The organism is Mesorhizobium comanense (assembly GCF_005503535.1).
GTDB lineage: Bacteria > Pseudomonadota > Alphaproteobacteria > Rhizobiales > Rhizobiaceae > Mesorhizobium > Mesorhizobium comanense.
This window is the reverse complement of the sequence record NZ_SCNN01000011.1, coordinates 150,451-172,856: the sequence shown is the minus strand read 5'-3', so window position 1 is coordinate 172,856 and position 22,406 is coordinate 150,451. Positions and strand designations below refer to the sequence as shown.

At 64.1% G+C, this 22,406-nt stretch carries 19 protein-coding genes; 15 read left to right on the top strand and 4 right to left on the bottom strand.

The genetic code is table 11. From position 1 onward, the window contains the following. Window positions 1-16 precede the first annotated feature (16 nt). Entirely contained in the window at window positions 17-1,510 is a 1,494-nt protein-coding gene (locus tag FFS37_RS19855; protein ID WP_137932659.1) for an NAD-dependent succinate-semialdehyde dehydrogenase, read from the bottom strand. 293 nt (window positions 1,511-1,803) lie between these two features. On the opposite strand from FFS37_RS19855, the gene FFS37_RS19850 reads away from it, so the two are divergent. Beyond that, window positions 1,804-2,484: a GntR family transcriptional regulator gene (locus FFS37_RS19850; protein ID WP_232375715.1), complete on the top strand. Its 681-nt coding sequence runs from the start codon at window positions 1,804-1,806 to the stop codon at window positions 2,482-2,484. 80 nt (window positions 2,485-2,564) lie between these two features. Here FFS37_RS19850 and FFS37_RS19845 read toward each other — a convergent pair whose 3' ends face one another. Both FFS37_RS19845 and FFS37_RS19840 read right to left on the bottom strand, forming a co-directional pair. After that, window positions 2,565-3,578 (bottom strand): LacI family DNA-binding transcriptional regulator, encoded by a 1,014-nt coding sequence (locus tag FFS37_RS19845; protein WP_137932658.1) that lies wholly within the window; start codon window positions 3,576-3,578, stop codon window positions 2,565-2,567. 61 nt (window positions 3,579-3,639) lie between these two features. Beyond that, window positions 3,640-4,524: an alpha/beta hydrolase gene (locus FFS37_RS19840; protein WP_137932657.1), complete on the bottom strand. Its 885-nt coding sequence runs from the start codon at window positions 4,522-4,524 to the stop codon at window positions 3,640-3,642. A gap of 276 nt (window positions 4,525-4,800) precedes the next feature. On the opposite strand from FFS37_RS19840, the gene FFS37_RS19835 reads away from it, so the two are divergent. From FFS37_RS19835 to FFS37_RS19805, 7 genes are all read left to right on the top strand, one after another. After that, a complete protein-coding gene (locus FFS37_RS19835; protein ID WP_137932656.1) occupies window positions 4,801-5,559 on the top strand; it encodes a glutamine amidotransferase in 759 nt (252 codons plus the stop codon). Next, entirely contained in the window at window positions 5,556-6,503 is a 948-nt protein-coding gene (locus FFS37_RS19830) for a nucleoside hydrolase (RefSeq protein WP_171026342.1), read from the top strand. The genes FFS37_RS19835 and FFS37_RS19830 overlap by 4 nt, the downstream gene beginning before the upstream one ends. Before the next feature lie 99 nt (window positions 6,504-6,602). After that, entirely contained in the window at window positions 6,603-7,613 is a 1,011-nt protein-coding gene (locus FFS37_RS19825) for a BMP family lipoprotein (RefSeq protein WP_137932654.1), read from the top strand. 61 nt (window positions 7,614-7,674) lie between these two features. Then, the gene (locus FFS37_RS19820; RefSeq protein ID WP_137932653.1) at window positions 7,675-9,213 is read left to right on the top strand and encodes an ABC transporter ATP-binding protein; all 1,539 of its coding nucleotides are present in this window, start codon (window positions 7,675-7,677) and stop codon (window positions 9,211-9,213) included. Beyond that, window positions 9,213-10,241 carry an ABC transporter permease gene (locus FFS37_RS19815; protein WP_137932652.1) on the top strand — a complete coding sequence of 343 codons (1,029 nt, stop codon included), beginning with the start codon at window positions 9,213-9,215 and terminating at the stop codon, window positions 10,239-10,241. Before FFS37_RS19820 ends, FFS37_RS19815 begins: the two co-directional genes overlap by 1 nt. Further along, window positions 10,238-11,158, top strand: coding sequence for an ABC transporter permease (locus FFS37_RS19810; protein WP_137932651.1), 921 nt, complete (start codon window positions 10,238-10,240; stop codon window positions 11,156-11,158). Before FFS37_RS19815 ends, FFS37_RS19810 begins: the two co-directional genes overlap by 4 nt. Window positions 11,159-11,211: 53 nt before the next feature. Further along, a complete protein-coding gene (locus FFS37_RS19805) occupies window positions 11,212-12,210 on the top strand; it encodes an acetamidase/formamidase family protein (protein WP_137932650.1) in 999 nt (332 codons plus the stop codon). Between the two features lie 26 nt (window positions 12,211-12,236). Here the strand turns inward: FFS37_RS19805 and FFS37_RS19800 are convergent, their stop codons facing one another. Continuing rightward, window positions 12,237-13,106, bottom strand: coding sequence for a LysR substrate-binding domain-containing protein (locus FFS37_RS19800; RefSeq protein WP_137932649.1), 870 nt, complete (start codon window positions 13,104-13,106; stop codon window positions 12,237-12,239). Window positions 13,107-13,379: 273 nt separating this feature from the next. On the opposite strand from FFS37_RS19800, the gene FFS37_RS19795 reads away from it, so the two are divergent. The 7 genes from FFS37_RS19795 (at window position 13,380) to FFS37_RS19765 (ending at window position 22,403) form a co-directional block, all read left to right on the top strand. Then, window positions 13,380-14,579, top strand: coding sequence for a 2-aminoethylphosphonate--pyruvate transaminase (locus tag FFS37_RS19795; protein WP_137932727.1), 1,200 nt, complete (start codon window positions 13,380-13,382; stop codon window positions 14,577-14,579). A 23-nt stretch (window positions 14,580-14,602) separates the two neighbouring features. Continuing rightward, window positions 14,603-15,859, top strand: coding sequence for a phosphonoacetate hydrolase (phnA, locus tag FFS37_RS19790; RefSeq protein ID WP_137932648.1), 1,257 nt, complete (start codon window positions 14,603-14,605; stop codon window positions 15,857-15,859). Window positions 15,860-16,130: 271 nt separating this feature from the next. Next, window positions 16,131-17,585, top strand: coding sequence for a phosphonoacetaldehyde dehydrogenase (gene phnY / locus FFS37_RS19785; RefSeq protein WP_137932647.1), 1,455 nt, complete (start codon window positions 16,131-16,133; stop codon window positions 17,583-17,585). After that, window positions 17,579-18,706 carry a TIGR03364 family FAD-dependent oxidoreductase gene (locus tag FFS37_RS19780; protein WP_137932646.1) on the top strand — a complete coding sequence of 376 codons (1,128 nt, stop codon included), beginning with the start codon at window positions 17,579-17,581 and terminating at the stop codon, window positions 18,704-18,706. Before phnY ends, FFS37_RS19780 begins: the two co-directional genes overlap by 7 nt. A 34-nt stretch (window positions 18,707-18,740) precedes the next feature. Then, a complete protein-coding gene (gene pbfA / locus FFS37_RS19775) occupies window positions 18,741-20,087 on the top strand; it encodes a (R)-1-hydroxy-2-aminoethylphosphonate ammonia-lyase (protein ID WP_137932645.1) in 1,347 nt (448 codons plus the stop codon). A 23-nt stretch (window positions 20,088-20,110) separates the two neighbouring features. After that, entirely contained in the window at window positions 20,111-21,121 is a 1,011-nt protein-coding gene (locus FFS37_RS19770; RefSeq protein WP_137932644.1) for an NAD(P)-dependent oxidoreductase, read from the top strand. A 253-nt stretch (window positions 21,122-21,374) separates the two neighbouring features. Further along, complete coding sequence (locus tag FFS37_RS19765) at window positions 21,375-22,403, top strand: 2-aminoethylphosphonate ABC transporter substrate-binding protein (RefSeq protein ID WP_137932643.1); 1,029 nt, start codon at window positions 21,375-21,377, stop codon at window positions 22,401-22,403. Window positions 22,404-22,406 lie beyond the last annotated feature (3 nt).

Here is a 22,406-nt window from a genome sequence, read left to right as displayed (position 1 = left end):
CAGACCCGGCGCGGGCTTAAGCCACATCCAGGCAGAGATATTTGAGATCGGTGAAAGCCTCCAGCCCATGGCGCGAGCCCTCACGGCCGATGCCGGACTGCTTGACGCCGCCGAAGGGGATCGGCGCGCCGGTGATCTTCACACGATTGATCGCCACCATGCCATAGTCCAGCGCCCGGCCCATGCGTTGCTGGCGCGCGCCATTCTCGGTCACGACATAGGCGACAAGGCCGTATTCGGTGGCGTTGGCGCGGGCGATCACCTCGGCCTCATTGTCGAACGGTGTTACGGCGGCGACCGGACCGAACGTCTCTTCGCGCATGATCAGCGCATCGTCCGGCACGTCCACGAGCAGCGTCGGCTGATAGAACAGCGGCCCGGCGGAATGGCGCCTGCCGCCGGCCAGGCAACGCGCGCCGAGGGCGAGCGCATCCGCCACCTGTTCCTCGACCTTCTTGATGGCGCGCTCATGCATCAGCGGGCCGATGTCGATGTCGCCGGAAAGGCCGTTACCGGTGCGAAGCTGTTCGATGCGGCGGCCGAAAGCGGCACATAAACGGTCGTAGACCGGGCGCTGCACATAGATGCGGTTGGCGGCAAGGCAGTCCTGGCCCGACGTGGCGAACTTGGCGTCGATGGCGATGGTCACCGCCTTGTCGAGATCAGCGTCGGCAAACACGATCAGCGGGGCGTGGCCGCCAAGCTCCATCACCAGCCGCTTCATGGTCGGCGCGCTCTGTGCGGCGATCAGCCTGCCGACCTCGGTAGAACCGGTGAAGCTCATGGCACGGACGCGCGCGTCCTCGCACATGCGGCCGACGATTGTCGCGGCATTGCCGGTGACGATGTTGAAGACGCCGGCGGGCAGGCCGGCGCGTTCGCCGAGTTCGGCCAGCGCCAGCGCCGACAGCGGCGTCTCGGAAGACGGATGCGCAACGATGGTGCAGCCGGCGGCAAGGGCGGCCGCCGCCTTGCGGGTCAGCATCGCCGAGGGAAAATTCCATGGGGTGACGATGCCGACGACGCCGAGCGGCTCACGCCGCACCATCATTTCCGCGTCGGGCAGATGGCTGGTGACGCTTTCGGCATTGAGGCGTTTTGCGTCCTCGGCATACCATTCGACGAAGGAGGCGGCGTAGTCGATCTCGCCCAGCGACTCCTGCAGCGGCTTGCCCTGTTCGAGCGTCATCAGCAGCGCGAGATCGTCCTTCGCCGCGACGATCAGCTCGAACCATTTTCGCAGAATTCCTGATCGCTCCTGCGGCAGCAGCGATCGCCAGCCGGCGAAGGCACGCGCGGCGGCATCGATCGCCTTTGTCGTCTGGCGCGCGTCGAGCGCGGCGACGAAAGCGACAGTGTCGCCGGTTGCCGGATCGGTGACCTCGAAACTCTCGGCCGTCTCGCTCGCTGTCCAATGGCCGTCGATATAGGCGAGCTCGCGCAGCAGGCGGCGGTCGGCGAGCCGCTCGAGCGCCTGGTGGCGATGCGGGCGGGCGAAATGCGCGGACATGGTCGAAGCCTCCCGTTCAAAAATGGATGTCGGGAGATTATCCATCGCGGGCGGACAGAGAGGCTGTTTGGATGCTCGCCGATAGAGAGAATCTCTCTATTGCGTCGATCGCCAAGACGATCTCTCCGGCTCGATGTCGCCGCCGCCAGCAGAACAGCGAGTGACGGGCGAAGTCGTTCTTCACAGGCTTGATGACGGATTTCCGCACCCAGCGCGGTTCGTACACGAGGATACGCATATCCAGCCTGTTCGTTTTCCTCTACGCTGAGGCTGCGTGGTGGAGGGAGCATAGGGTGCGCGGATTCACGGAAGGGCTGATCGACAGGCCGCTGACGGTCGCCGAGCAGGTCGCCAATGTCCTGCGCGAGGCGATAGCCAGCGGCGCTCTCAAGGCCGGCATCGCTCTGCGTCAGGATGATCTGGCCGAACGGTTCGGCTTCAGCCGCATGCCGATCCGCGATGCGCTTCGCCAGTTGGAGGCCGAGGGCATTGTTTCCATTCATCCGACAAAGGGCGCCCATGTCGCTAAAATAGACGGCGCCGAGATCGCCGAAATCTACGCGGTGCGCGAATTGCTCGAATGCGAAGCGCTCCGGCTGTCCGTGCCCGCCTTGGCCGACGCCAGGCTTGAAGAGGCCGAACAGGCCCTCGACCAGATCGACGCGGAGCGTGATGTCGGCCGCTGGGGCGTGCTGAACCGCGTCTTTCACTTGGCGCTTTACGATGGCTGCGGCAATCGCCGCCTGCTCGGCCTGATCGAAGCGCATCATAACGCGGCCGACCGGTATGTTCGCATCCTTCTGTCTAACCTCGATTATCGCAGCCGCTCGCAGAACGAGCACCGTGACTTGCTCGCCGCCTGCCGCCTGCATGACGGCGAAAAGGCCGTGAGCGTCTTGAGGAGGCATCTTCGCGAGGGAAGCGGAAAGCTCGTCAATGCGATAGAGCGGGGAGGGCTGTCGCGCAAATCCTAGCGCCGTTCAGCGCGTCACGGCATCGCTGACTGCCTCCGGCATTGTCGGCAGCCGTTCGAGGCCACCATACGGCTTTTGCTTCAGCTTGCCTTGCTGGTGCCCGTCCAGCCGCAGCTTTCGCGAATGACCAGGCGCGGCGAGATCAGTTTCATGCCGAAGGTGCGTTCGATCCTGCCTTCGACGAGTCCGGTCAGATGCCGGGTCGCGAGCCTGCCCAGTTCCTCGGTGGGTTGCGCGATCGTCGTTAGTCGCGGCGTCGCATAGAGCCCTTCCTGAATGTTGTCGTATCCGATCACCGCCATCTCGGTGGGGATGCGCATGCCGCAGTCGGCCGCCGCACGCAGCACGCTGATGCCGGCGAGATCGAACGTGGCAAAGAGCCCGCTCGGCCGGTCGCTTCGCCCCAGAATGTCCCTGGCCAGATCATAGGTGGATTGCCGATCGAAATCGGCACTATGGTAGAGGACCGGCTCGAGGCCCGCCTGGCCCATCGCCTGAATGTAACCCTTGGCGCGTTCGCTCGGCATTTTCGAAGGGCCGCACAGCGCCGCGATGCGCCGGTGGCCGAGCGATAGCAGGTGGTTCGTCGCCATCACCGCCCCGGCAATGCCGTCGGTCGCCAGCAGATACGCATTGGGTGCGTAGTTGATGCGCCGGTCGAGAAGGATGAAGGGCACCGCGATCTCCGAAAACAGCGCCATCAATTCCTCGGAGCTCGAGCCGCTGATCAGGAACAGGCCGTCGACCTGGCGGTCGAGGAAGGTGCGGACATAGCGCAATTCGCGCTGCGCATCCTGCTCGCTGTTGCCGAGCACAAGCGTGTAGCCGTCGAGATCGGCGCAGTTTTCGATGACGCGTGCAAGTTCGGCGTAAAACGGATTGGAGATGTCGGGCACGATCAGCCCGAGAACGCGCGACCGTTGGCCGCGCAGGGCCTGCGCGACGCGGTTCGGCCTATAGCCAAGTTCGGCGATTGCCTCGAGCACGCGACGGCGCGTTTCAGCGGCCACCGGTCGAGGGCCGTCATTGACGACGTAGCTGACGACGGCGGTCGATGTTCCAGCCCTGTTCGCGACGTCGGCTCGGGTGACCATGCAAGGTTTCCTTATCGGATGAGCGAGCCGATTGCCAATGCCGGGCGGCTCGCCGGGGCAGCTACTTCCAGCATCGGCGCATGTGGTCCATCACCACTTTCAGGAAGCCGCTGCCCGCGTCGGCGAAGCCGCTGATGACTGTGTAGTGGTTGCGGCCTTCCTGCGGATGCAGTGTCAAGCCGTTTCCCTTGGCTTGCCATTCGGCGCCGAAGGCTTCCGACTGCCGCCAGAATTCAGAGCTTTCCTCGGTGCCCCAGCTGACGAGGAGCGGCGGTGCTCCCGCCGGCACATGCAGGATCGGGCTGTTGCGGCGGATCTGCTGGCCATTGAGCTGGATCTTCGGCTGAAGCCATGTGTACTGAAACGGTTCTAGGTCATAGAGGCCGCTGATCGGGCAGGCCCCCTTGATGACATCGGCCGGCAAGGCGTAGTCCTCCACCCAGTCGGTGACGGCCATCATCGCCGCCAGATGGCCGCCGGCGGAGTTTCCGGTAACATACAGCCGTTCCCTGTCGCCGCCGAATGTGTGCGCGTTCGCGTAAACCCATGCGACGGCGGCGCGGCACTGGCGCACGATTTCGTCGACGGTCACCTTGGGACAGACATCATAGTCGATGATGACGGTGGTGACGCCGCTGTTGGTAAACCCCTTCGCCACCCAGATGTAGTTCTCCTTCTTCAGCCGTCCGTCGAACCAGTAGCCGCCGTGGATGAAGATGACGATCGGCGCGCCGGCTTGCGCGGCCAGATAGATGTCGAGCTTCTCCATGCGTGTCGGCCCGTAGGGCACGTCGGCCGTCCGCGTCAGGACTTTCCGCGCTTCGTTGGCCTCAGCGATCCGCCCGGCGATGATTTTCTCGAATGCCTCGGGATCGTCGATCCGCGCCTCGGGCCGGTATTCCCAGTCGAGTTCTTCCTGGGTGTTGAACTGGCGGTAGAGCGGCATCGTGGGGCTCCCGGGTCTGACATGACACTTCTATCGGTAGATCGCTCTGGCTGTTTTCCGCAACATCGCTGTGAGGCGAATGTCGGCGGAAAGTCAGCCAATTCCTTCTTGCAAGGTGAAATCTACTCGTGTAGATAGGCTGAAACTGGCGTATCGCGCATTTCGCCGAATGTCCAGTCCGGGAACGCAAACGCGCAAAAATCCGCAGCGGATCGGCTTGGCGGCAGCCTGGCCGGGACGGAGACGTCCATCCTTTGCCGAGTCATGGGGAGCATCATGGGCAACAGAATTCTCATCGTCGGCGAAACCTGGTTCACCACCGCGACCCATACGAAGGGTTTCGATTCCTTCACCACGACAACCTTCGGCGAGGGCTATTCCTATCTGAAGGCGGCGCTTGAAGGGTCGGGCTTCGAGGTCGATGTGATCGAGAACCATGTCGCGCCGACGCATTTCCCCGACAGCGTCGCGGCGCTGAAGAAATATGACACCGTCATTCTCAGCGACATCGGCGCCAACACGCTGCTGCTGCACCCGAATACGTGGCTGAAGGCGCAGTCTTCGGTCAACAAGCTCGACATCATCGCCGACTATGTCAAAGGCGGCGGCGGCCTGATCATGGTTGGCGGCTACCTGACCTTCACCGGCATCGAGGCCAAGGGCTGCTGGAAGGATACCGTCGTCGAGGCGTGCCTGCCTGTCAGGCTGATGGCAACCGACGACCGGCGCGAACATCCTGAAGGCATCGTCGGCGCCGTGACCAGGCCCGACCACCCGGTGATGCAGGGTGTCACGGGGCCGCTTCCGGCTGTCCTCGGCTACAACCGCGTCACGCTTGCCGACGGCGCCGAGCTGATCGCCACGATCGGCAACGATCCGCTGCTTGCCGTGGCCGAAGTCGGCGCGGGCCGCAGCGCGGCGTTCATGTCGGATTGCAGCCCGCACTGGTGTCCGGTCGATTTCGTCAACTGGCCCGGCTATCGCACGATGTGGTCGAACCTCTGTGCCTGGACCGGAAGGGCGCGCGGCCTGTGATAGATCTTCTTCACGACTGCGATCCCGGCAACGACGACGCCGTCGCCATCCTGGCGGCGCTTGGCCATCCTGCCGTCAACCTGCTCGCGGTGACCACGGGCGCCGGCCATCTGGCAGGGGAGCGAACGGCGGTCAATGCGGCGATCACCGTGGCCGCCGCCAGCCCGCGCAAAGTGCCGGTGTCGGCAGGCGCCACCGGGCCGTTGCTGCGCGAGCGGCTGATTGCCCGCATCCTCGACATGGACAATGGCCTCGACCCGGTGCGCGACGATCTGGAGCGGATCGCGCTCGACGAGCTCCATTCCGTCGAGCGGATCGCAGCCGAGGTGGCGTCGCATCCGGGGCTGACGATCGTGACGACCGGTCCGCTGACCAATCTGGCGCTGGCCTTGCGGCGGCATCCCGAGATCGCGGACAAGATCGGCCGGATCGTCACCTTGAGCGGCGCCTGGGGGCTGGGCACGAAATCGGCGGCGGCCGAATGGAACATCCTGTGTGACCCGGAAGCCGCGGCAATCGTCTACGACGCCGGCATTCCGCTGACCATGGTCCCTGTCGACGCCAGCGCGACGGTGCCGATCAGCGCGGCCCTCATCGATCGCATAGCGGGCCTGCCCGGCCGGGCCGCCGCATTGGCCGCCGAACTGCTGGCATCGCTGGTGACGACCCACAGGCCTGGCGTCTTCGCGCCGCCGGAAATGCCGCTTCACGATCCCTGCGCCATACTGGTCGCTGCCGCTCCCGAGATCGCCAGGACGGTTCCGGCGCGCGTCGACGTCGAAACGACGAAGGGACTGAACTACGGCCGCACCGTCGTCGATTTCGCCGCGCGGTCGGATCGCCCTGTCAACTGCGACGTGGTGATTTCGTTCGATGTCGCCGCCACGCACGAAGCGCTGTTCCTGGCGCTGTCGACCTTGTCACAAGAGCAGGCGCGGATGTGAGGGATTGCCGCGCACGCGATCGCGGCCGGGCACCATTACCAGGAGAGACCGCCCCGGCTTTCAGGGCGGAACGCAAACAAGAAAGAAGGGAACAAGATCATGAAACTGATTTCGAAAGGCATGTTGGGCGTCGTCGCCGGCTTTGTCGGCATGCTGGCGATGGCGGGAACCGCGCCGGCGCAGGACCCGTTCAGCGCCGTCTATGTCATGAGCGACAATCTTGGCGACATGGGTTTCAACGACAATGCCAAGACAGGCTTCGACCGGGCGCAGAAGGATGGGGTACGCACCCGCCTGCTGCAGGCCTCGCCGACCGACCCGCAATTGTGGCGCCAGAATCTCGAGGCCGTTTCCAATTCGGGAGAGTGGAACGTCATCTTCACCGGTCCGAACATGCATGACAATCTCGCGGCCGTCGCGCCGCAGCATCCCGACCAGAAATATGTCTTCTTCGACGACCAGCTCGACCTGCCCAATGTTCTTTCGGTCAAGTACGCGCAGAACGAAGGTTCCTATCTCGCCGGCGTGCTGGCCGCTGTTGCCGCCACCGACAAGGCGAGCTTCCCGCTCTCATCGGGTGAGCCGAAGATCGCGGTTGTCGCCGGCATGGACCTGCCGGTCATCCAGGACTTCATTGTCGGCTTCAAGCAGGGAGCCGCGACCGTGGTTCCGGACATCCAGGTGCAGGTGATCTTCATCGGCAATTTCAACGACGCCCAGAAAGCCTACGACCTCACCAAGACGGCGATAGAGAATGGCGCAAACGTCGTCTACAACGTCGCCGGTCCAGCCGGCCTCGGTATCCTCAAGGGCGCGGCCGATGCCAACAAATATGCGATCGGCGTCGATTCCGATCAGAATGGCCTGCATCCGAAGAACGTGCTGGCTTCCATGCTGAAGCAGATCGGCAACTCGATCTACGATTCCATCGGCCAGGTCCGCGCCGGCAAGGCCGAGTTCGGAAAACTGAAGATCTACGGCCTCGCCAATGATGGCGTCGGCCTTGTCTACAACGACGCCCTCGTGCCTGCGGCGGTCAAGGAAAAGGTCGACGCAGCCAAGGCCAAGGTGGTCGGTGGGCAATTGAAGGTCGAGACCGCCTTCAAATAATGTCGGCTTCCGGCGGGGCGGAACGGTTCCGTCCCGCCTGCCTCCCTTGAGCGGAATCGCCGTGAACGACCAGGACGAAATTCTCAAACTGTCGGCAATCGCCAAGATGTTTGGCGACAAGGCCGCGCTGAAACATGTCGACATCCGCGTCAGACGTGGCGAGGTCCATGTCATCTGCGGCGAAAACGGCGCCGGCAAGTCGACGCTGATGAATATTCTCGCCGGCATCCATCAGCCGGACGCGGGAACCATCAACCTCAATGGCAAGGATGTGACGATCGCCGATCCGATCGCGGCCAGCCGGTTGGGTATCGGCATGGTGCATCAGCATTTCGCGCTGGTTCCCTCGATGAGCGTGGCCGAGAACGTGTTTCTCGGCCGGCATCCGCGCCGGTTTGGCCTGTTTTCAGACAGGCATGCCATGGTCGAGCGCACCCGCGAACTCATCGACCGCTACGGTTTCGGTCTCGATCCCGAAACGCCGGTGCGCAACCTTTCGGTGGGGCAGCGGCAGCGTGTCGAAATCCTCAAGGCGCTCGCCTTCGATGCCGAGCTGCTCATCCTGGATGAGCCGACGGCCGTTCTCACGCCCCCGGAGGTCGATGAGCTGATCGAGGTGATCGCGGGATTGCGCCAACGCGGCCGTACCATCCTGTTCATCACTCACAAGCTGCGTGAGGTCAAAGCCGTATCTGACCGCGTCACGGTGATCCGGCATGGGGAGAGCATATCGACCTATCCGACGGCGACCGTCAGCGAGGCCGACATCGCTCGCGACATGGTCGGCCGCAACGTCTTCCTGGTTGGGCGCGGCAACGAGGGCAGGCCGCGCGACTTCGGCGCTCCTGTGCTCAGCCTGAACAATGTCAGTGTTACCGATGCGTCCGGCAGGCTGCTGCTCAACGACGTCTCGTTTGCGGTCAGGGCCGGCGAGATCGTCGGCATCGCCGGCGTCGACGGCAATGGCCAGACCGAACTGGCGGAGGCGATCGTCGGTCTCATCGACATCCAGGCCGGCACCATCGAGCTTGCCGGCAAGGATATCACCACGGCCACCGTCCCCGTTCGCCAGCAGGCCGGAATGGGCTTCGTGCCGGAAGATCGGCTCGACCGCGGGCTGAGCGTCACGATGTCGATCGCCGAAAACCTTGCCGCCAGCAATTATCAGCGCGCCGGGCTCGAAAGCCACGGGCTTGTCGTCAAGAGCCGCTGCACGGCCTTTGCCGAGGAAAAGATCGCCGAGTTCGACGTGCGCGGCGCCAGGCCAGCCATGCCCGTCGGCTGGCTGTCCGGCGGCAACATGCAGAAGGTGGTGATCGCGCGCGAACTCAATCGCGATCCGGCCTTGCTGGTCATCTGCCAGCCGACACGCGGTCTCGACATCGGCGCCGCCGAATTCATCTATGCCCGGATCATGGCCGCGGCCGACCGCGGCCGCGCGGTGCTGCTGATCTCGTCGGAACTGTCGGAGATCTTCGCCTTGTCCGACCGGATCGGCGTCATGTATTCGGGCCAGCTTCTCGACATGCTTGAACGGACCAGGGCCGACGAGGTCACAATAGGCGCGCTGATGAACGGCGCCAGGATCGAGGCTGCGTGATGCGTGAGCTGGTGCTTGATTGCCTGCGTGCCGTGCGGGCTCCACTCACTGCGATCCTGCTGACATTGGCGCTGGGCTTCGTGCTGGTCTCGGCCATCGCCGACGATCCCGTGCGAGCCTATCGCGACCTGCTGTTGGCCAATTTCGATTCGCTGGGCAATTTCGCACTCTTCCTCAATCGCGCGACGCCGCTGACGCTCATCGCGCTCGGCGTCATCTTCTCGTTCCGCGCCGGTATCTTCAATGTCGGCGGCGAGGGCCAGCTCTATGCCGGCGCCATCGCCACCACGATCGTCGGCGTCACCTTCACCAGCCTGCCGGCACTGCTGTTGTTTCCGCTGGCATTGATCGCGGGCATCCTGGCCGGCGCCTTGCTCGGCTGGATCCCGGCGGTGCTCAAGGTTCGCTTCGCTGTCGACGAGGTGGTCACGACGCTGATGCTGAACATCATCGTGCTGCTGTTCACCTCCTACCTCGCCAACCAGGTGATCCGCGACCCGACCAGCTACGGCGCGGTCAGCCGGGTTCTGCCCGAGGCCATCTGGTTGCCGGCGCTGCCCGGCATGCGCGGCGCCACCAGCGGCATCGTCATCGCGGTCGTGCTGGCCTGCCTCACCTGGGTCGTGCTGTTCCGCACCGAATGGGGCGCGCAGTTGCGGGCGGCCGGCACCAACCTGCGCTTCGCCCGGTCCGTGGGCATCCCCGCCGACCGCCGCATCATCACCGCCATGCTGATCGCCGGCGGCTTCGGCGGCCTGGCCGGCACGCTCTATGTGCTCGGCATCGGGCACCGCTTCGAGCAGAATTTTTCACCCGATTACGGGCTGGTCGGCCTCACTTGCGCGCTGCTTGCGCGCATCCATCCGATCGGCGCGCTGGCGACGGCCATCTTCTATGCGATGATGATCAACGGCTCCGCCTATATGCAGATATCGACGGATGTGCCGCGCTCGCTCGTCGATCTTCTGACCGGCCTTCTCGTGCTGCTGATGACGGCAAGGCTGACGCGCAAAGGGCAGCGCGCATGACCGCCGTTTCGCTGCTTTCCTCCGTACTGGAGCAATCCGCGCCGATTGTGCTCGCCGCGCTTGCCGCGATGATCACGTTGCGCGCCAACATCCTGAACGTTGCTGTCGAGGGCATGATGCTGGTCGGCGCTTTCGTCGCCATCGCGGTCGGCGACGCCTCCGGCAGCGCGCCGCTTGCCTTCGTTGCAGCGCTTGTCGCCTCGGTCGCCATGTCCCAGCTTCTTGCCCTGATGACGCTGCGCTTCTCGGCCGACTTCATCGTCGCCGGACTGGGGATCAATCTCCTCGCCGCCGGCGGCAGCCTGTTTGCGCTCGAATGGTTTTATCGCAGTCCGGGCGGATTGCGGCCGGTGAGTTTTCCAGACCTTTGGCACGTTCCGGCCGGCAGTCTGTCTTTCATCCCGGTTCTCGGTCCGGCGATCGAAGGGCAGAGCATCGTGGTCCTGCTTGCTTTCCTGGCGATACCCGCCTGCGCGGTCTTCCTCTATCGCACGCCGACCGGCGCCTATCTGCGCGCCGCCGGCGAAGACGAGCACGCCGCCCGCTCCGCCGGCATCAAGGTCGGCCAGATGAAGGCCTTGTCGCTGGCGATCAGCGGATTGCTGGCCGGGCTCGCGGGAGCGCAGCTGTCGATGGACAAGCTGCATTTCTTCCTTCCCGACATGACCAGCGGTCGCGGCTTCATCGGCCTGGCGGCAACATTGTTCGGCGGTGGCCAGCCCTGGATAACGGCGGCCGCGTCGGTGCTTTTCGGTTTCTTCGGCGCGCTGGGCGATCGTCTTCAGGCGTTCGCCATCCCGTCGCAGTTTGTCCTGATGCTGCCCTATGTCGCCGCCATCGTCGGCCTGACAGCGGCCCGCTGGCGGGTCCATGTCCGCAACCGCCCGGCCAGGATGGCCAGGCCGAAGGAGACCTGATCCGTGCTTTTGGCTTTCTCATCCCCGACAGGCTGCTATTCCGGAGCTTCGCAATGACTTCGACCGGCGATGGCGATTTCGTTTTCCATCTCGGCGGCCACACGCCGCGGCTCACCGTGCCGTTGTCCAAGGCAGCCACCGTTTTCACCGAGGACTGTTTCTCCGGCAAACTGACCAGCAGCGAGGGCCGGCCGCGCGAGGTGGCGCCCTATCCCAAGGTCAATCCGTTGACCGGTCCGATCCATGTCGAGGGGGTGAAGGCAGGCGATATCGTCGCCATCCATCTTCTGTCGCTTGAGCCGGCCCGCGACTGGGGCGTGGCGACGATCTCTCCGGATTTTGGGCTGCTCTCCGGCACTCGGGGAAATCCCAATCTGCAGCCCGCGCAGGACGAACGCGTCTGGATATGGCGCTTTGGCCCCGACCGGCGAACGCTGGTCACGCAAGCGGCGAATGGCCAAACGATAAGCGTGCCCTACCGGCCGTTTCACGGCACGCTCGGCGTTGCTCCTGCCCATGGTGAAGTGCGGCTGGGTGTGGTTCCCGGCGATTTCGGCGGCAATCTCGATATTCCCGATCTTGGCCCCGGCGCGACGCTTTATCTGCGCGCCAATCTCGACGGCGCCCATGTCTATATAGGCGACGGCCACTATGCGCAGGGCGACGGAGAGATCGCCGGCACGGCGGTGGAGGGAGCCTTCCATACGACCTTTGCCTGCGAAAGACTGGCGGCGACGGACGATTTCGACTGGCCCCGGCTGGAGACGGATACCCATATCGGCGTCATAGGCTGCACCCGGCCTGTCGACGACGCCTGCCGCATCGCCGTGGCTGGCCTCGTTCGCTGGGTAGGGGCGATCACCGGCCTGCCGCTGATGGATGCGCATCAACTCGTAAGCCAGGCTTGCCGTTTGCGCATCGGCAATCTCGTCAATCCGGCTTTCAGCGTCCTGTGCTCGATCGACAAGAGCCTGTTGGGGGTCTCCAAGCTCAATGAGGGCGCTCACGACCGGCTTCGAGCTCTCGGCGACGGCGATCCCATTCCCGGCTGAGCCGAAGCTGCCGGAGTTGCGGATGTCTAATCCGCCGACAACGATCTCGCCATGTCGAGGAAGGCGCGCACCAGTTTGCCGCCGCTTCGCTCGCGCAGGCAGATCAGCGCCTCGTCCATCAGGGTCTCCGGCGCGTCGATGGTGATCGGCACCAGTCGTGAATCGTGGCCGAACTCGGCCGCCGAGACAAAACCGATGCCGGCGCCGGAGGCGACGATCTCGCGCACGGCTTCGCGGCCCTCGGCCTCGATCACCGGCCGCAGTTCGACCTTCGCGGCAGCGGCCAGCTCCTCGAGCTTCTGACGCGTTTTAGAGCCACGCTCGCGCATGACGAGCGATTCCTGCCCCAACTGCTTCAGCGTCAACGATGTCTTGCCCGATAGCGGATGGTCGATGGAGGTGAAGGCGATGATCGGGGTGGAGTTCAACTTCAGCACCTCGAAATCGCGTCCGGCCGGCAGCTCGCCCAGCACGCCGATGTCGGCATCGTAGCTGTAGAGGCTGCTGATCACCGTCTCCGTGTTCCCCGCGCGCACCGAAACCTGCACGCCGGGATAGCGGGCGCGAAAACTGCCGAGTATGTGAAGCAGATGGTGCGCCGCGTCGGCGACGATGCGCAGCGTGCCAGAGCGCAAGGCGCGCGACTCCGTCAGCAACTCAAGCGCCTGCTGCTCGGTGTCGAACATGCGGTGCGTTATCTCGAGCAGCTTCTGGCCCGAATGGGTTAGCGTGACCTGCTTCTTGTTGCGGTTGAACAGCAGTACGTCATACTCTTCCTCAAGCTTGCGCACCTGGTCCGATATGGCCGGCTGGGTCAGGAACAAAGCCTCCGCCGCGCGCGAAAAACCGCCTGATATCGCTACCTGGTGGAATGCCCGCAACTGGACATAGCGCATCTTTCTACCCTTCCGGCTTGCTCGGACTGCCAGGACCCTATCATAAGCCCTGCTGCTTTAAATGCGTGATCGAACGATTTCGGCGATGTTTCCGATGGCAGGTCCGCACAGCTTCACAAGCATGTCATGCCCGACAGGCAGCATGCGTTCCCGAGTCGAAGTCGTTGTATCGTGCAAATCGATACTTCGATACAAAATAACGATTTTACAAATATGTCTCCGGCACCAACAATGGCGGCATATCCAAAAAGCAGCGACCTGTCGGAGGACACCATGCTCGCCGAGACGAAATTTGCCGCCGAGCCGTTACCCAGTCCGGCGCTGGGCGAGCCCTATCTCCTGACCCCGGGGCCGTTGACCACGGCCTATTCGGTCAAGCAGGCGATGCTGCGCGACTGGGGATCGTGGGATGGCGACTTCCGTGCCATGACCGCCGAGATGCGCGCACGCCTGCTGGCGCTGACCGGGGACACGAAGGACGAATTCGACTGTGTGCCGATGCAGGGGTCGGGCTCGTTCTGCGTCGAGGCGATGCTTGGCTCCTTCGTGCCGAAAGACGGCAAGGTCCTGGTTCTTGCCAATGGCGCCTACGGCCTGCGTGCCGCGCAGACCATGCAATATCTCGGCCGCGCCTATACGCTGATCGACAAGGGCGACTACCTGCCGCCGCGCGGCGACGAGGTGGCCGCAGCCCTCGATGCCGATCCTGCGATCACCCATGTCATTGCCATTCATTGCGAGACCAGTTCCGGCATTTTGAATCCGGTCGCTGAGATCGCCGAAGCGGTCCAGGCCAAGGGCCGCAAGCTGCTCGTCGATTCGATGAGCGCATTCGGTGCCGTGGCGCTCGACGTCAACGAGATCCGCTACGAGGCGATGGTTTCGTCGGCCAACAAATGCATTGAGGGCGTGCCCGGCTTCGGCTTCATCATTGCCCGTAAGAGTGAACTCGAGGCCGCCAAGGGCCGCAGCCATTCGCTGTCGCTCGATGTTCATGCGCAGTGGGCCAACATGAACAAGACGGGCCAGTGGCGCTACACGCCGCCGACGCATGTCGTCGCCGCCTTCCTCGAAGCGCTGCGCCAGCACGAGGCCGAAGGCGGCGTCGCCGGCCGTGGCGCCCGCTACACCAGGAACCGCGACGTCATGGTGGCCGGCATGCGCGCGCTCGGCTTCGAGACCTTGCTGAAGGACCGCTGGCTGTCGCCGATCATCGTCACCTTCTTCAACCCGGCCCATGCGAATTTCGCCTTTGACCGCTTCTACGAGCTGATGAAGGACAAGGGCTTCATCATCTATCCGGGCAAGCTGACGGTCGTGGATTCCTTCCGCGTCGGCTGCATCGGCCAGATGGACGAGCATGTCATGCGCCGCGTCGTCGAGGCGGCCGCGCAATCGCTTGATGAAATGGGCGTCGACACCGCCGCCCCGCCCGCCGCGGCAATCGCCGAGCGCGCCAAACTCGCCGCCTGACGCGGCATATCAGAGGATTTCGGATGAACCAGATGTCTCCCATCAATGTCGCGGTCAACGGCCGCACCTACGCCTGGCCACGCGTGCCGGCGATCGCCATCTGCCTTGACGGTTGCGAGCCGGCCTATCTCGACGAGGCGATCAAGGCCGGGCTGATGCCAGCTCTGGTTCGGATCAAGCAGAAGGGCACGGTACGCTTTGCGCACTCGGTTATCCCGAGCTTCACCAATCCCAACAATCTGTCGATCGCCACCGGCCGGCCGCCGTCGGTGCACGGCATCTGCGGCAACTATCTCTATGAGCGCGAGACCGGCAAGGAAGTGATGATGAACGACCCGCGCTTCCTGCGCGCGCCGACCATTTTCCAGGCCTTCTACGACGCCGGCGCCAAGGTCGCAGTGGTGACCGCCAAGGACAAGTTGCGCGCGCTGCTGGGCAAGGGCCTCGCGTTCGACGAGGGCCGCGCGCTGTGCTTCTCGGCCGAGAAGTCGGACACCACGACCAAGGCCGAGCACGGCATCGACAATGCCTCGAAGCATTTCGGACTACCGGTTCCGGAAGTCTATTCGGCTGAACTGTCGGAGTTCGTCTTCGCCGCCGGCGTCCAGTTGCTGAAGGAGTTCCGTCCCGACATCATGTACCTGACGACGACGGACTATGTGCAGCACAAATACGCGCCCGGCGTGCCGCAGGCCAACGCCTTCTACGAGATGTTCGACAAGTACCTGACCGAGCTCGATGCGCTGGGTGCGGCGATCGTCGTCACCGCCGATCATGGCATGAAGCCCAAGCACAAGGCGGACGGCTCGCCCGCGGTGGTCTACGTTCAGGACCTCCTGGACGAATGGCTGGGCAAGGATGCCGCCCGCGTCATCCTGCCGATCACCGATCCCTATGTCGTCCACCATGGCGCGCTCGGCTCTTTCGCCACAGCCTATCTACCGGCGGACGCCGATCAGTCTGACATCATGGCGCGGCTGGCTAGGACCGACGGCATCATGCTTGTTGTCGACAGCCCGACGGCTTGCGAGCGCTTCGAGCTGCCGGCCGACCGCATCGGCGACATCGTGCTGATCTCGACCGAGAACATGACGATCGGCACGTCGGAACATCGTCACGATCTGGCGGCGCTGAACGAACCGCTGCGCTCGCATGGCGGCCTGACCGAACAGGAAGTGCCGTTCATCGTCAACCGTGTGCTGCCGGACCTGCCCAACGAGCCGATCCTGCGCAATTTCGACGCCTTCTACTACGCCACGATGGCGGCCGCGCTGGCTTGATGGCTGAGTTGGGCGCCGGCAGGCGTGTAGCCATCCATGATAGCGCTCTGGTCGACCCCCACTCCGTCGAGCTTCGCTCGACACCTCTCCCCCGATCGACGAGGGAGAGGAAAGGCGCCAAGGCTAGCCGCGGCTTCGCCTGCCAACGTTGAGGCGCCGACTTCGCCTGATTTCCTCTCCCCCGTCGATCGGGGGAGAGGTGGCCCGAAGGGCCGGAGTGGGGGTCGATCCTCCGCCGCGACGTACCCAAGAATCTGCTGGAGCAGAGCATATGACCCAACTTGACCCCTCCATCAAAGTTCGCCACGAGCCGATGCGCATTGCCGGCAAGAAGGTCGATGCCGATGGCGTCGTCGAGGTGCGCTACCCCTGGAACGACACCGTTATCGGCACCGTTCCGGCCGGCCGCGCCGAGCATGCGCAGAAGGCTTTCGAGATCGCGGCCGGCTACCGGTCGAAGCTGACGCGCTATGAACGCCAGCAGATACTCTTCCGCACAGCCGAGGCGCTGGCTGCCCGCAAGGAGGAAATCTCCGACCTCATCACGCTGGAGCTTGGCATCTCGAAGGCGGACTCGCTTTATGAAGTCGGCCGCGCCTATGACGTGTTCACCCTGTCGGCGCAGATGTGCATCCAGGATGACGGCCAGATCTTTTCCTGCGACCTCACCCCGCATGGCAAGGCCCGCAAGATTTTCACCACGCGTGAACCGCTGAAGGCGATCTCGGCGATCACGCCGTTCAACCATCCGCTCAACATGGTCTCGCACAAGGTGGCGCCGGCGATCGCCACCAACAATTGCGTGGTGGTCAAGCCGACCGAACTGACGCCGATGACGGCGCTGCTTTTGGCGGACATCCTCTACGAAGCCGGCCTGCCGCCGGAAATGCTGTCGGTCGTGACAGGCTGGCCGGCCGACATCGGCAACGAGATGATCACCAACGACAATATCGACCTCATCACCTTCACCGGCGGCGTTCCGGTCGGCAAGATGATCGCCCGCACCGCCGGCTACAGGCGCCAGGTGCTGGAACTTGGCGGCAATGATCCGCTCATCATCCTCAACGATCTCTCCGACGAGGATCTGGCCAGGGCGGCCGACCTCGCCGTCGCCGGGGCGACCAAGAATTCCGGCCAGCGCTGCACGGCGGTCAAGCGCATCCTCGTCCAGGAAAGCGTCGCCGACCGCTTCGTGCCGCTGGTGCTGGAGCGGGCGAAAAAAATCCGCTTCGGCGACCCGATGGACCGCGCGACCGACCTCGGCACCGTCGTGCATGAAAAGGCGGCCACGCTCTTCGAGGCCCGCGTGCATATGGCCGCCGAGCAAGGCGCCGAAATCCTCTACAATCCCGGCCGCCGGGGCGCGCTGCTGCCGCCGATCGTCGTCGACCGCGTGCCGCACACATCCGAACTCGTCATGGAAGAAACCTTCGGGCCGATCATCCCGATCGTGCGCGCGCCTGACAATGACGAGGCGCTGATCGCACTCTCCAACTCGACCGCCTTCGGCCTGTCGTCGGGCGTCTGCACCAACTCCTTCCCCCGCATGCAGAAATACATTGCCGGTCTTCAGGTCGGCACCGTCAACATCTGGGAGGTGCCGGGCTACCGCATAGAGATGTCGCCCTTCGGCGGCATCAAGGATTCGGGCAATGGCTACAAGGAAGGCGTCATCGAGGCGATGAAAAGCTACACCAACGTCAAGACGTTTTCGTTGCCATGGTAGGGCAGATGGACCGCTACGATCTCGCTGTCGTCGGCTCGGGCATCCTCGGACTGGCGCATGCGCTGGCGGCAGCGCGGCGCGGGCTGCGTGTCGTCGTCATCGACCGCGACCAGAAGGCGAATGGCGCCTCGATTCGAAATTTCGGCCTGGTCGTCGTCACGGGCCAGGATACCGGCCCGTCGCGCCGGCGTGCGGAGCGCAGCCGCCAGATCTGGCTCGACCTTGCCGACGAGGCAGGGGTGCAAATCATCCAGCGCGGCAAGCTGGTGGCTGCGCAGCGACCGGAAGCGCTGGCGCTGCTCGAGGCCTTCAAGGCTGGCCCGGACGGCAGCGATTGCGAACTGCTGACGGCACGCGAGGCGGCCGCCCGTCTCGATGGCCTCGACGAGAAGGCGCTTGTCGGCGGGCTCTACAGCCCGCTCGAGTTGCGGGTCGAATCGCGCGAGGTTCTGCCCAGGCTGACATCGTTCCTGGCCGAAAGGCACGGCGTCGAATTTCGCAACGGCATCTCGGTCACATCGGTCGCCGCGCCTGTCGTCGAGACCAGTGCGGGTCGTCTGCATGCCAAAAAGATCGTGGTCTGCCCCGGCGACGACTTCGCCTCGCTCTATCCCGAGCGAATGGGTCAATATGGCATCAGGCGCTGCAAACTTCAGATGCTGCGGCTTGCCGACCCGGGACGCCGGTTCCCGTCGGCGCTGACGTCCGATCTCAGCCTGTTGCGGTACGGCGGTTTCTCCAGCCTGCCGCAGGCAGGTGCCTTGCGAGAAAGATTGACCGGCGAGTGTGGCACCGCGCTGGAAAACGGCGTTCACCTGATCGTGGTGCAAAGCGCTGACGGCTCGCTCGTCATCGGCGATTCCCATCATTACGGCATGACGCTCGATCCATTCGGATCGGACATGGTCGACCGGCTGATCCTCGATGAATTCAAGGTACTGTTCGGTGGCAACGCGCCCGAGGTGACGGCACGGTGGACGGGCACCTATGCGTCGGCGGGCCATGCGATGATCCGCGATGCTCCGCATGACGACGTGCGGCTCGTCATAGTCACCAGCGGTACCGGCGCCAGCACCGGGTTCGCCATTGGCGAAGAGACCATCGCGGAACTGTTTGGATGATGACCTGCAAGGCGCGGCAACCCTGTGAGGAACAATGAACCTCGTCCATACCGAAGGTGAATCGAACAGTTCGGCCGCGCGTGGTGAATGGGCGGCAAGGCAGGATGACGCGGCAACGCGCCGGCTGCTTGCGCGCGATGCCGCCGCCTTCCTGCACCAGAGCCTGTCCAGCCCCTGTGTCTCGGCCATCGCCAGGGCCGAAGGCATCTGGATCGAGGACACCGCTGGGCGCCGCTACATGGATTTCCACGGCAACAGCGTGCACCACATCGGCTACGGCCATCCGCGGCTCAAGGAAGCGATCCGTGCGCAGATGGATGCGTTGCCCTTCGCGCCGCGGCGCTTCGCCTGCGAGCCGGCGGTCGAGCTTGCCGAGACCCTCGGCGAACTGGCGCCGGGCAATCTCGGCAAGGTGCTGTTCACCACCGGCGGCTCCGATGCGATCGAAGTGGCGCTGAAGCTGGCGCGTGCCGCCACCGGCCGTTTCAAGACGCTGTCCTTCTGGGATGCCTTTCATGGCGCCGGCTTCGGCGCGTCGAGCGTCGGTGGTGAGGCGACCTTCCGGTCGGGCATTGCCGGGCCGCTTCTGCCCGGCGCCGAGCATGTCGCGCCCTGGGCGCCGCACAATTGTCCCTATGGCACCAATTCGCTGGAGGAGTCGGCGCGCGCCTGCGCGAGCGTGATTTCCTACGTGCTTGGCCGCGAGGGTGACTTCGCCGCCTTCATCGCCGAGCCGATGCGGGCGACGCCGCTCGTTCCGGCGCCTGGCTTCTGGAAAGCGGTGCGCGAGGCCTGCGACCGTCACGGCACGCTGCTCATCTTCGACGAGATACCGACCGGCCTCGGCAAGACCGGAAAGTTCTTCGCCTCCGAGCATGACGGCGTCACACCCGACATCATCGTGCTCGGCAAGTCGCTCGGTGGCGGCATCCTGCCCATCGCCTCGGTCATCGCGCGACGCGATCTCGACGTTGCCGGCGACTACGCGATCGGCCATTACACGCACGAGAAGAACCCTGTCACCGCGCGTGCCGCGCTGACCACAATCTCCATCGTGCGTGAGGAGGGGCTGGCCGAGCGTGCCGCCGAACTCGGCGCCCACGCGATGGCGCGTATGAACGATCTCATGCAGCGTTCGCCCTTTGTCGGCGACGTCAGGGGCAGGGGGCTGTTGTTCGGTGTCGAGATGGTCGAGGACAAGGCAAGCCGCGCGCCGGCCCGCGCTCTTGCCGAGAAGATCTATTATCGCTGCCTCGAACACGGGCTGAGCTTCAAGATCAGCCAGGGCAATGTGCTGACCCTTTCACCGCCGCTGGTGATCGCGCGCGCCGATCTCGACCGCGCGCTCGATATTGTCGAGGCCGCAGTGCTGGCGGGCTGAGCCGCGGAACGGGTGGTTGAACGATGAAAGCAGTCCGCACCGACCGTGAACTCGAATGCCCTGAAATCGATGCGGGCCTGCGGGCAAGGGGCGTCGACCTGGTGACGCTGCCGGACGGCATTGCCGAGGCCGATCTGATAGGAGCCGTCGCCGACGCCGACCTGCTGCTGATGTGCTACACGCCGGTCACCGCGCGGGTCATCGAGTCGGCGCCGAGACTGAAGGGCATCGTCAAATATGGCGTCGGCATCGACGCCATCGACATCCCGGCCGCGATGCGGCGCGGCATTCCCGTCGTCAACGTTCCCGAATATGCCGAGGAAACCGTCGCGGAAGGCGCTTTCGCGCTGATGATCGCGTTGGCCAAACGGCTGCCCGAAATAAGCGCGGCGGTTTCGCGCGACGGCTGGATCTGGCCCGCGCAGCGCTGGCTCGGGCGCGACATATCGGGCGCCACGCTCGGCCTTGTCGGCTGCGGCAGGATCGGCCGCAGCATGGCGCGCATGGCCGGCCAGGGGTTTCGTGCCCGCGTCCTCGGCTTCGACCCCGGTGTCGATGCCGCCGCCATGCGGGCCGCGGGCATCGAGAAGGTCGACGACCTCCACGAAATGCTGCGGTCCTGCGACTTCGTTTCCCTCCATTGTGTCCTGAATGACCAGACACGCGGCCTTGTCGGCAATGCGGAACTTGCCTGCCTGAAACCTTCCGCCATCATCATCAATGTCTCGCGCGGCGCGCTGATCGACGAAGCGGCGCTTGTCGAGGCCATCGTTGCCGGACGCATCGGCGGCGCCGGGCTCGACGTCTATTCCGTCGAGCCGCTGGCCAGGTCGGGCCATCCCCTGAGCCCGCTGTTCGGTCGCGACAATGTGATCCTGTTTCCGCATCTCACCTTCTTCACGCAAGAGGCGATGCACCGGCTGGAAGAGGATACGCTCGCGCGCTGCTTCGAGATACTTGACGGCCGGCCGGTGACCATCCGCTCCTCCGACCCGCGATTGCGGGCGCAGGCCTCCGGCGTCTCGTTCGGCTGATAATCCAGGTTTTTCAAGTAAATAGCCGCGTTCAGCGCAGTCCTGAACGCGCCCAAGACAGCGATGCGACAGTTCTGTGACAAATATCAGGAGAAGCTTGGCTGTCATAAAATAAATAGATTTTACTTATCGATCGCCGATCCGCAGAGTTGTCACAACGACGACATCCAACCGGCTCAACGTTGATCAAAGACCGAAGCCGGCTGGTCCGAGTGCATCGCAGAATGTGCCTTCAATCAAAGGGGAACCCGCTATGAAATCACGAAATGCAACCATGGTCGCCGCCTTCGCCGCACTGCTCGCGTCGTCGGCTCTCGTCGGGCCGGCGCTCGCCGACGGCGTCGTCACCATCTATTCCGCCGACGGCCTGCATGACGGCAACGGCAGCTGGTTCGAGACCGAATTCGCCGCCTTCACCAAGGCCACCGGCATCACCGTGCAGTATATCGAGGCAGGCTCGGGCGGTGTCGTCGAGCGCGTCGCCAAGGAAAAATCGAACCCGCAGGCCGACGTTCTGGTCACCTTGCCGCCTTTCATCCAGCGCGCGGCGGCCGATGGGCTGCTGCAGGACTACAAGCCCGAGGCAGCGTCGCAGATCGATGGCGGCACCGACAAGTACCGGCCGCTGGTCAACAACTACATGAATTTCATCTACAACAGCGCCGTGCTGTCGGAAGCGCCCAAGAGCTACAACGACCTGCTCGATCCCAAATTCAAGGGCAAGATCCAGTATTCGACGCCCGGCCAGGCGGGTGACGGCACCGCCGTCATGCTGCAGATCATCCATGCCTTCGGCGGCGAGGATGCCGGCTTCGCGTTCATGAAGAAGCTGCAGGACAACAATGTCGGTCCCTCTGCCTCGACCGGCAAGCTGACCGCGCTCGTCAACAAGGGCGAACTGCATGTCGCCAATGGCGACCTGCAGATGAACATGTCGCAGATGGCCGACAATCCCAACATCAAGGTGTTCTGGCCAGCCGGCCCGGATGGCACTCGCTCGACCTTCGCGCTTCCCTATGAGATCGGTCTGGTCACCGGTGCTCCCAATGGCGACAACGGCAAGAAGCTGATCGACTTCCTGCTGTCCAAGGAGGCCCAGTCGACCGTGAGCTCGATCGCCATCGGCATGCCGGCCCGCAAGGACGTGACGCCTTCGGACGCCAACTACGCCAAGCTGCAGGAAGCGATGAAGGGCCTGACAATCTGGTCGCCGAATTGGGACGACGCGCTCGCCAAGCTGCCCGGCTACGTCAAGAAGTGGAACGAAGCGACCGGAAGTTGATCC

Coding starts and splice junctions, on each gene's coding strand:
- FFS37_RS19855 (WP_137932659.1), bottom strand. CDS start 1,510: ATGTCCGCGCATTTCGCCCGCCCGCATCGCCACCAGGCGCTCGAGCGG.
- FFS37_RS19845 (WP_137932658.1), bottom strand. CDS start 3,578: ATGGTCACCCGAGCCGACGTCGCGAACAGGGCTGGAACATCGACCGCC.
- FFS37_RS19840 (WP_137932657.1), bottom strand. CDS start 4,524: ATGCCGCTCTACCGCCAGTTCAACACCCAGGAAGAACTCGACTGGGAA.
- FFS37_RS19835 (WP_137932656.1), top strand. CDS start 4,801: ATGGGCAACAGAATTCTCATCGTCGGCGAAACCTGGTTCACCACCGCG.
- FFS37_RS19825 (WP_137932654.1), top strand. CDS start 6,603: ATGAAACTGATTTCGAAAGGCATGTTGGGCGTCGTCGCCGGCTTTGTC.
- FFS37_RS19815 (WP_137932652.1), top strand. CDS start 9,213: ATGCGTGAGCTGGTGCTTGATTGCCTGCGTGCCGTGCGGGCTCCACTC.
- FFS37_RS19810 (WP_137932651.1), top strand. CDS start 10,238: ATGACCGCCGTTTCGCTGCTTTCCTCCGTACTGGAGCAATCCGCGCCG.
- FFS37_RS19805 (WP_137932650.1), top strand. CDS start 11,212: ATGACTTCGACCGGCGATGGCGATTTCGTTTTCCATCTCGGCGGCCAC.
- FFS37_RS19800 (WP_137932649.1), bottom strand. CDS start 13,106: ATGCGCTATGTCCAGTTGCGGGCATTCCACCAGGTAGCGATATCAGGC.
- FFS37_RS19795 (WP_137932727.1), top strand. CDS start 13,380: ATGCTCGCCGAGACGAAATTTGCCGCCGAGCCGTTACCCAGTCCGGCG.
- phnA (WP_137932648.1), top strand. CDS start 14,603: ATGAACCAGATGTCTCCCATCAATGTCGCGGTCAACGGCCGCACCTAC.
- phnY (WP_137932647.1), top strand. CDS start 16,131: ATGACCCAACTTGACCCCTCCATCAAAGTTCGCCACGAGCCGATGCGC.
- FFS37_RS19780 (WP_137932646.1), top strand. CDS start 17,579: ATGGTAGGGCAGATGGACCGCTACGATCTCGCTGTCGTCGGCTCGGGC.
- pbfA (WP_137932645.1), top strand. CDS start 18,741: ATGAACCTCGTCCATACCGAAGGTGAATCGAACAGTTCGGCCGCGCGT.
- FFS37_RS19770 (WP_137932644.1), top strand. CDS start 20,111: ATGAAAGCAGTCCGCACCGACCGTGAACTCGAATGCCCTGAAATCGAT.
- FFS37_RS19765 (WP_137932643.1), top strand. CDS start 21,375: ATGAAATCACGAAATGCAACCATGGTCGCCGCCTTCGCCGCACTGCTC.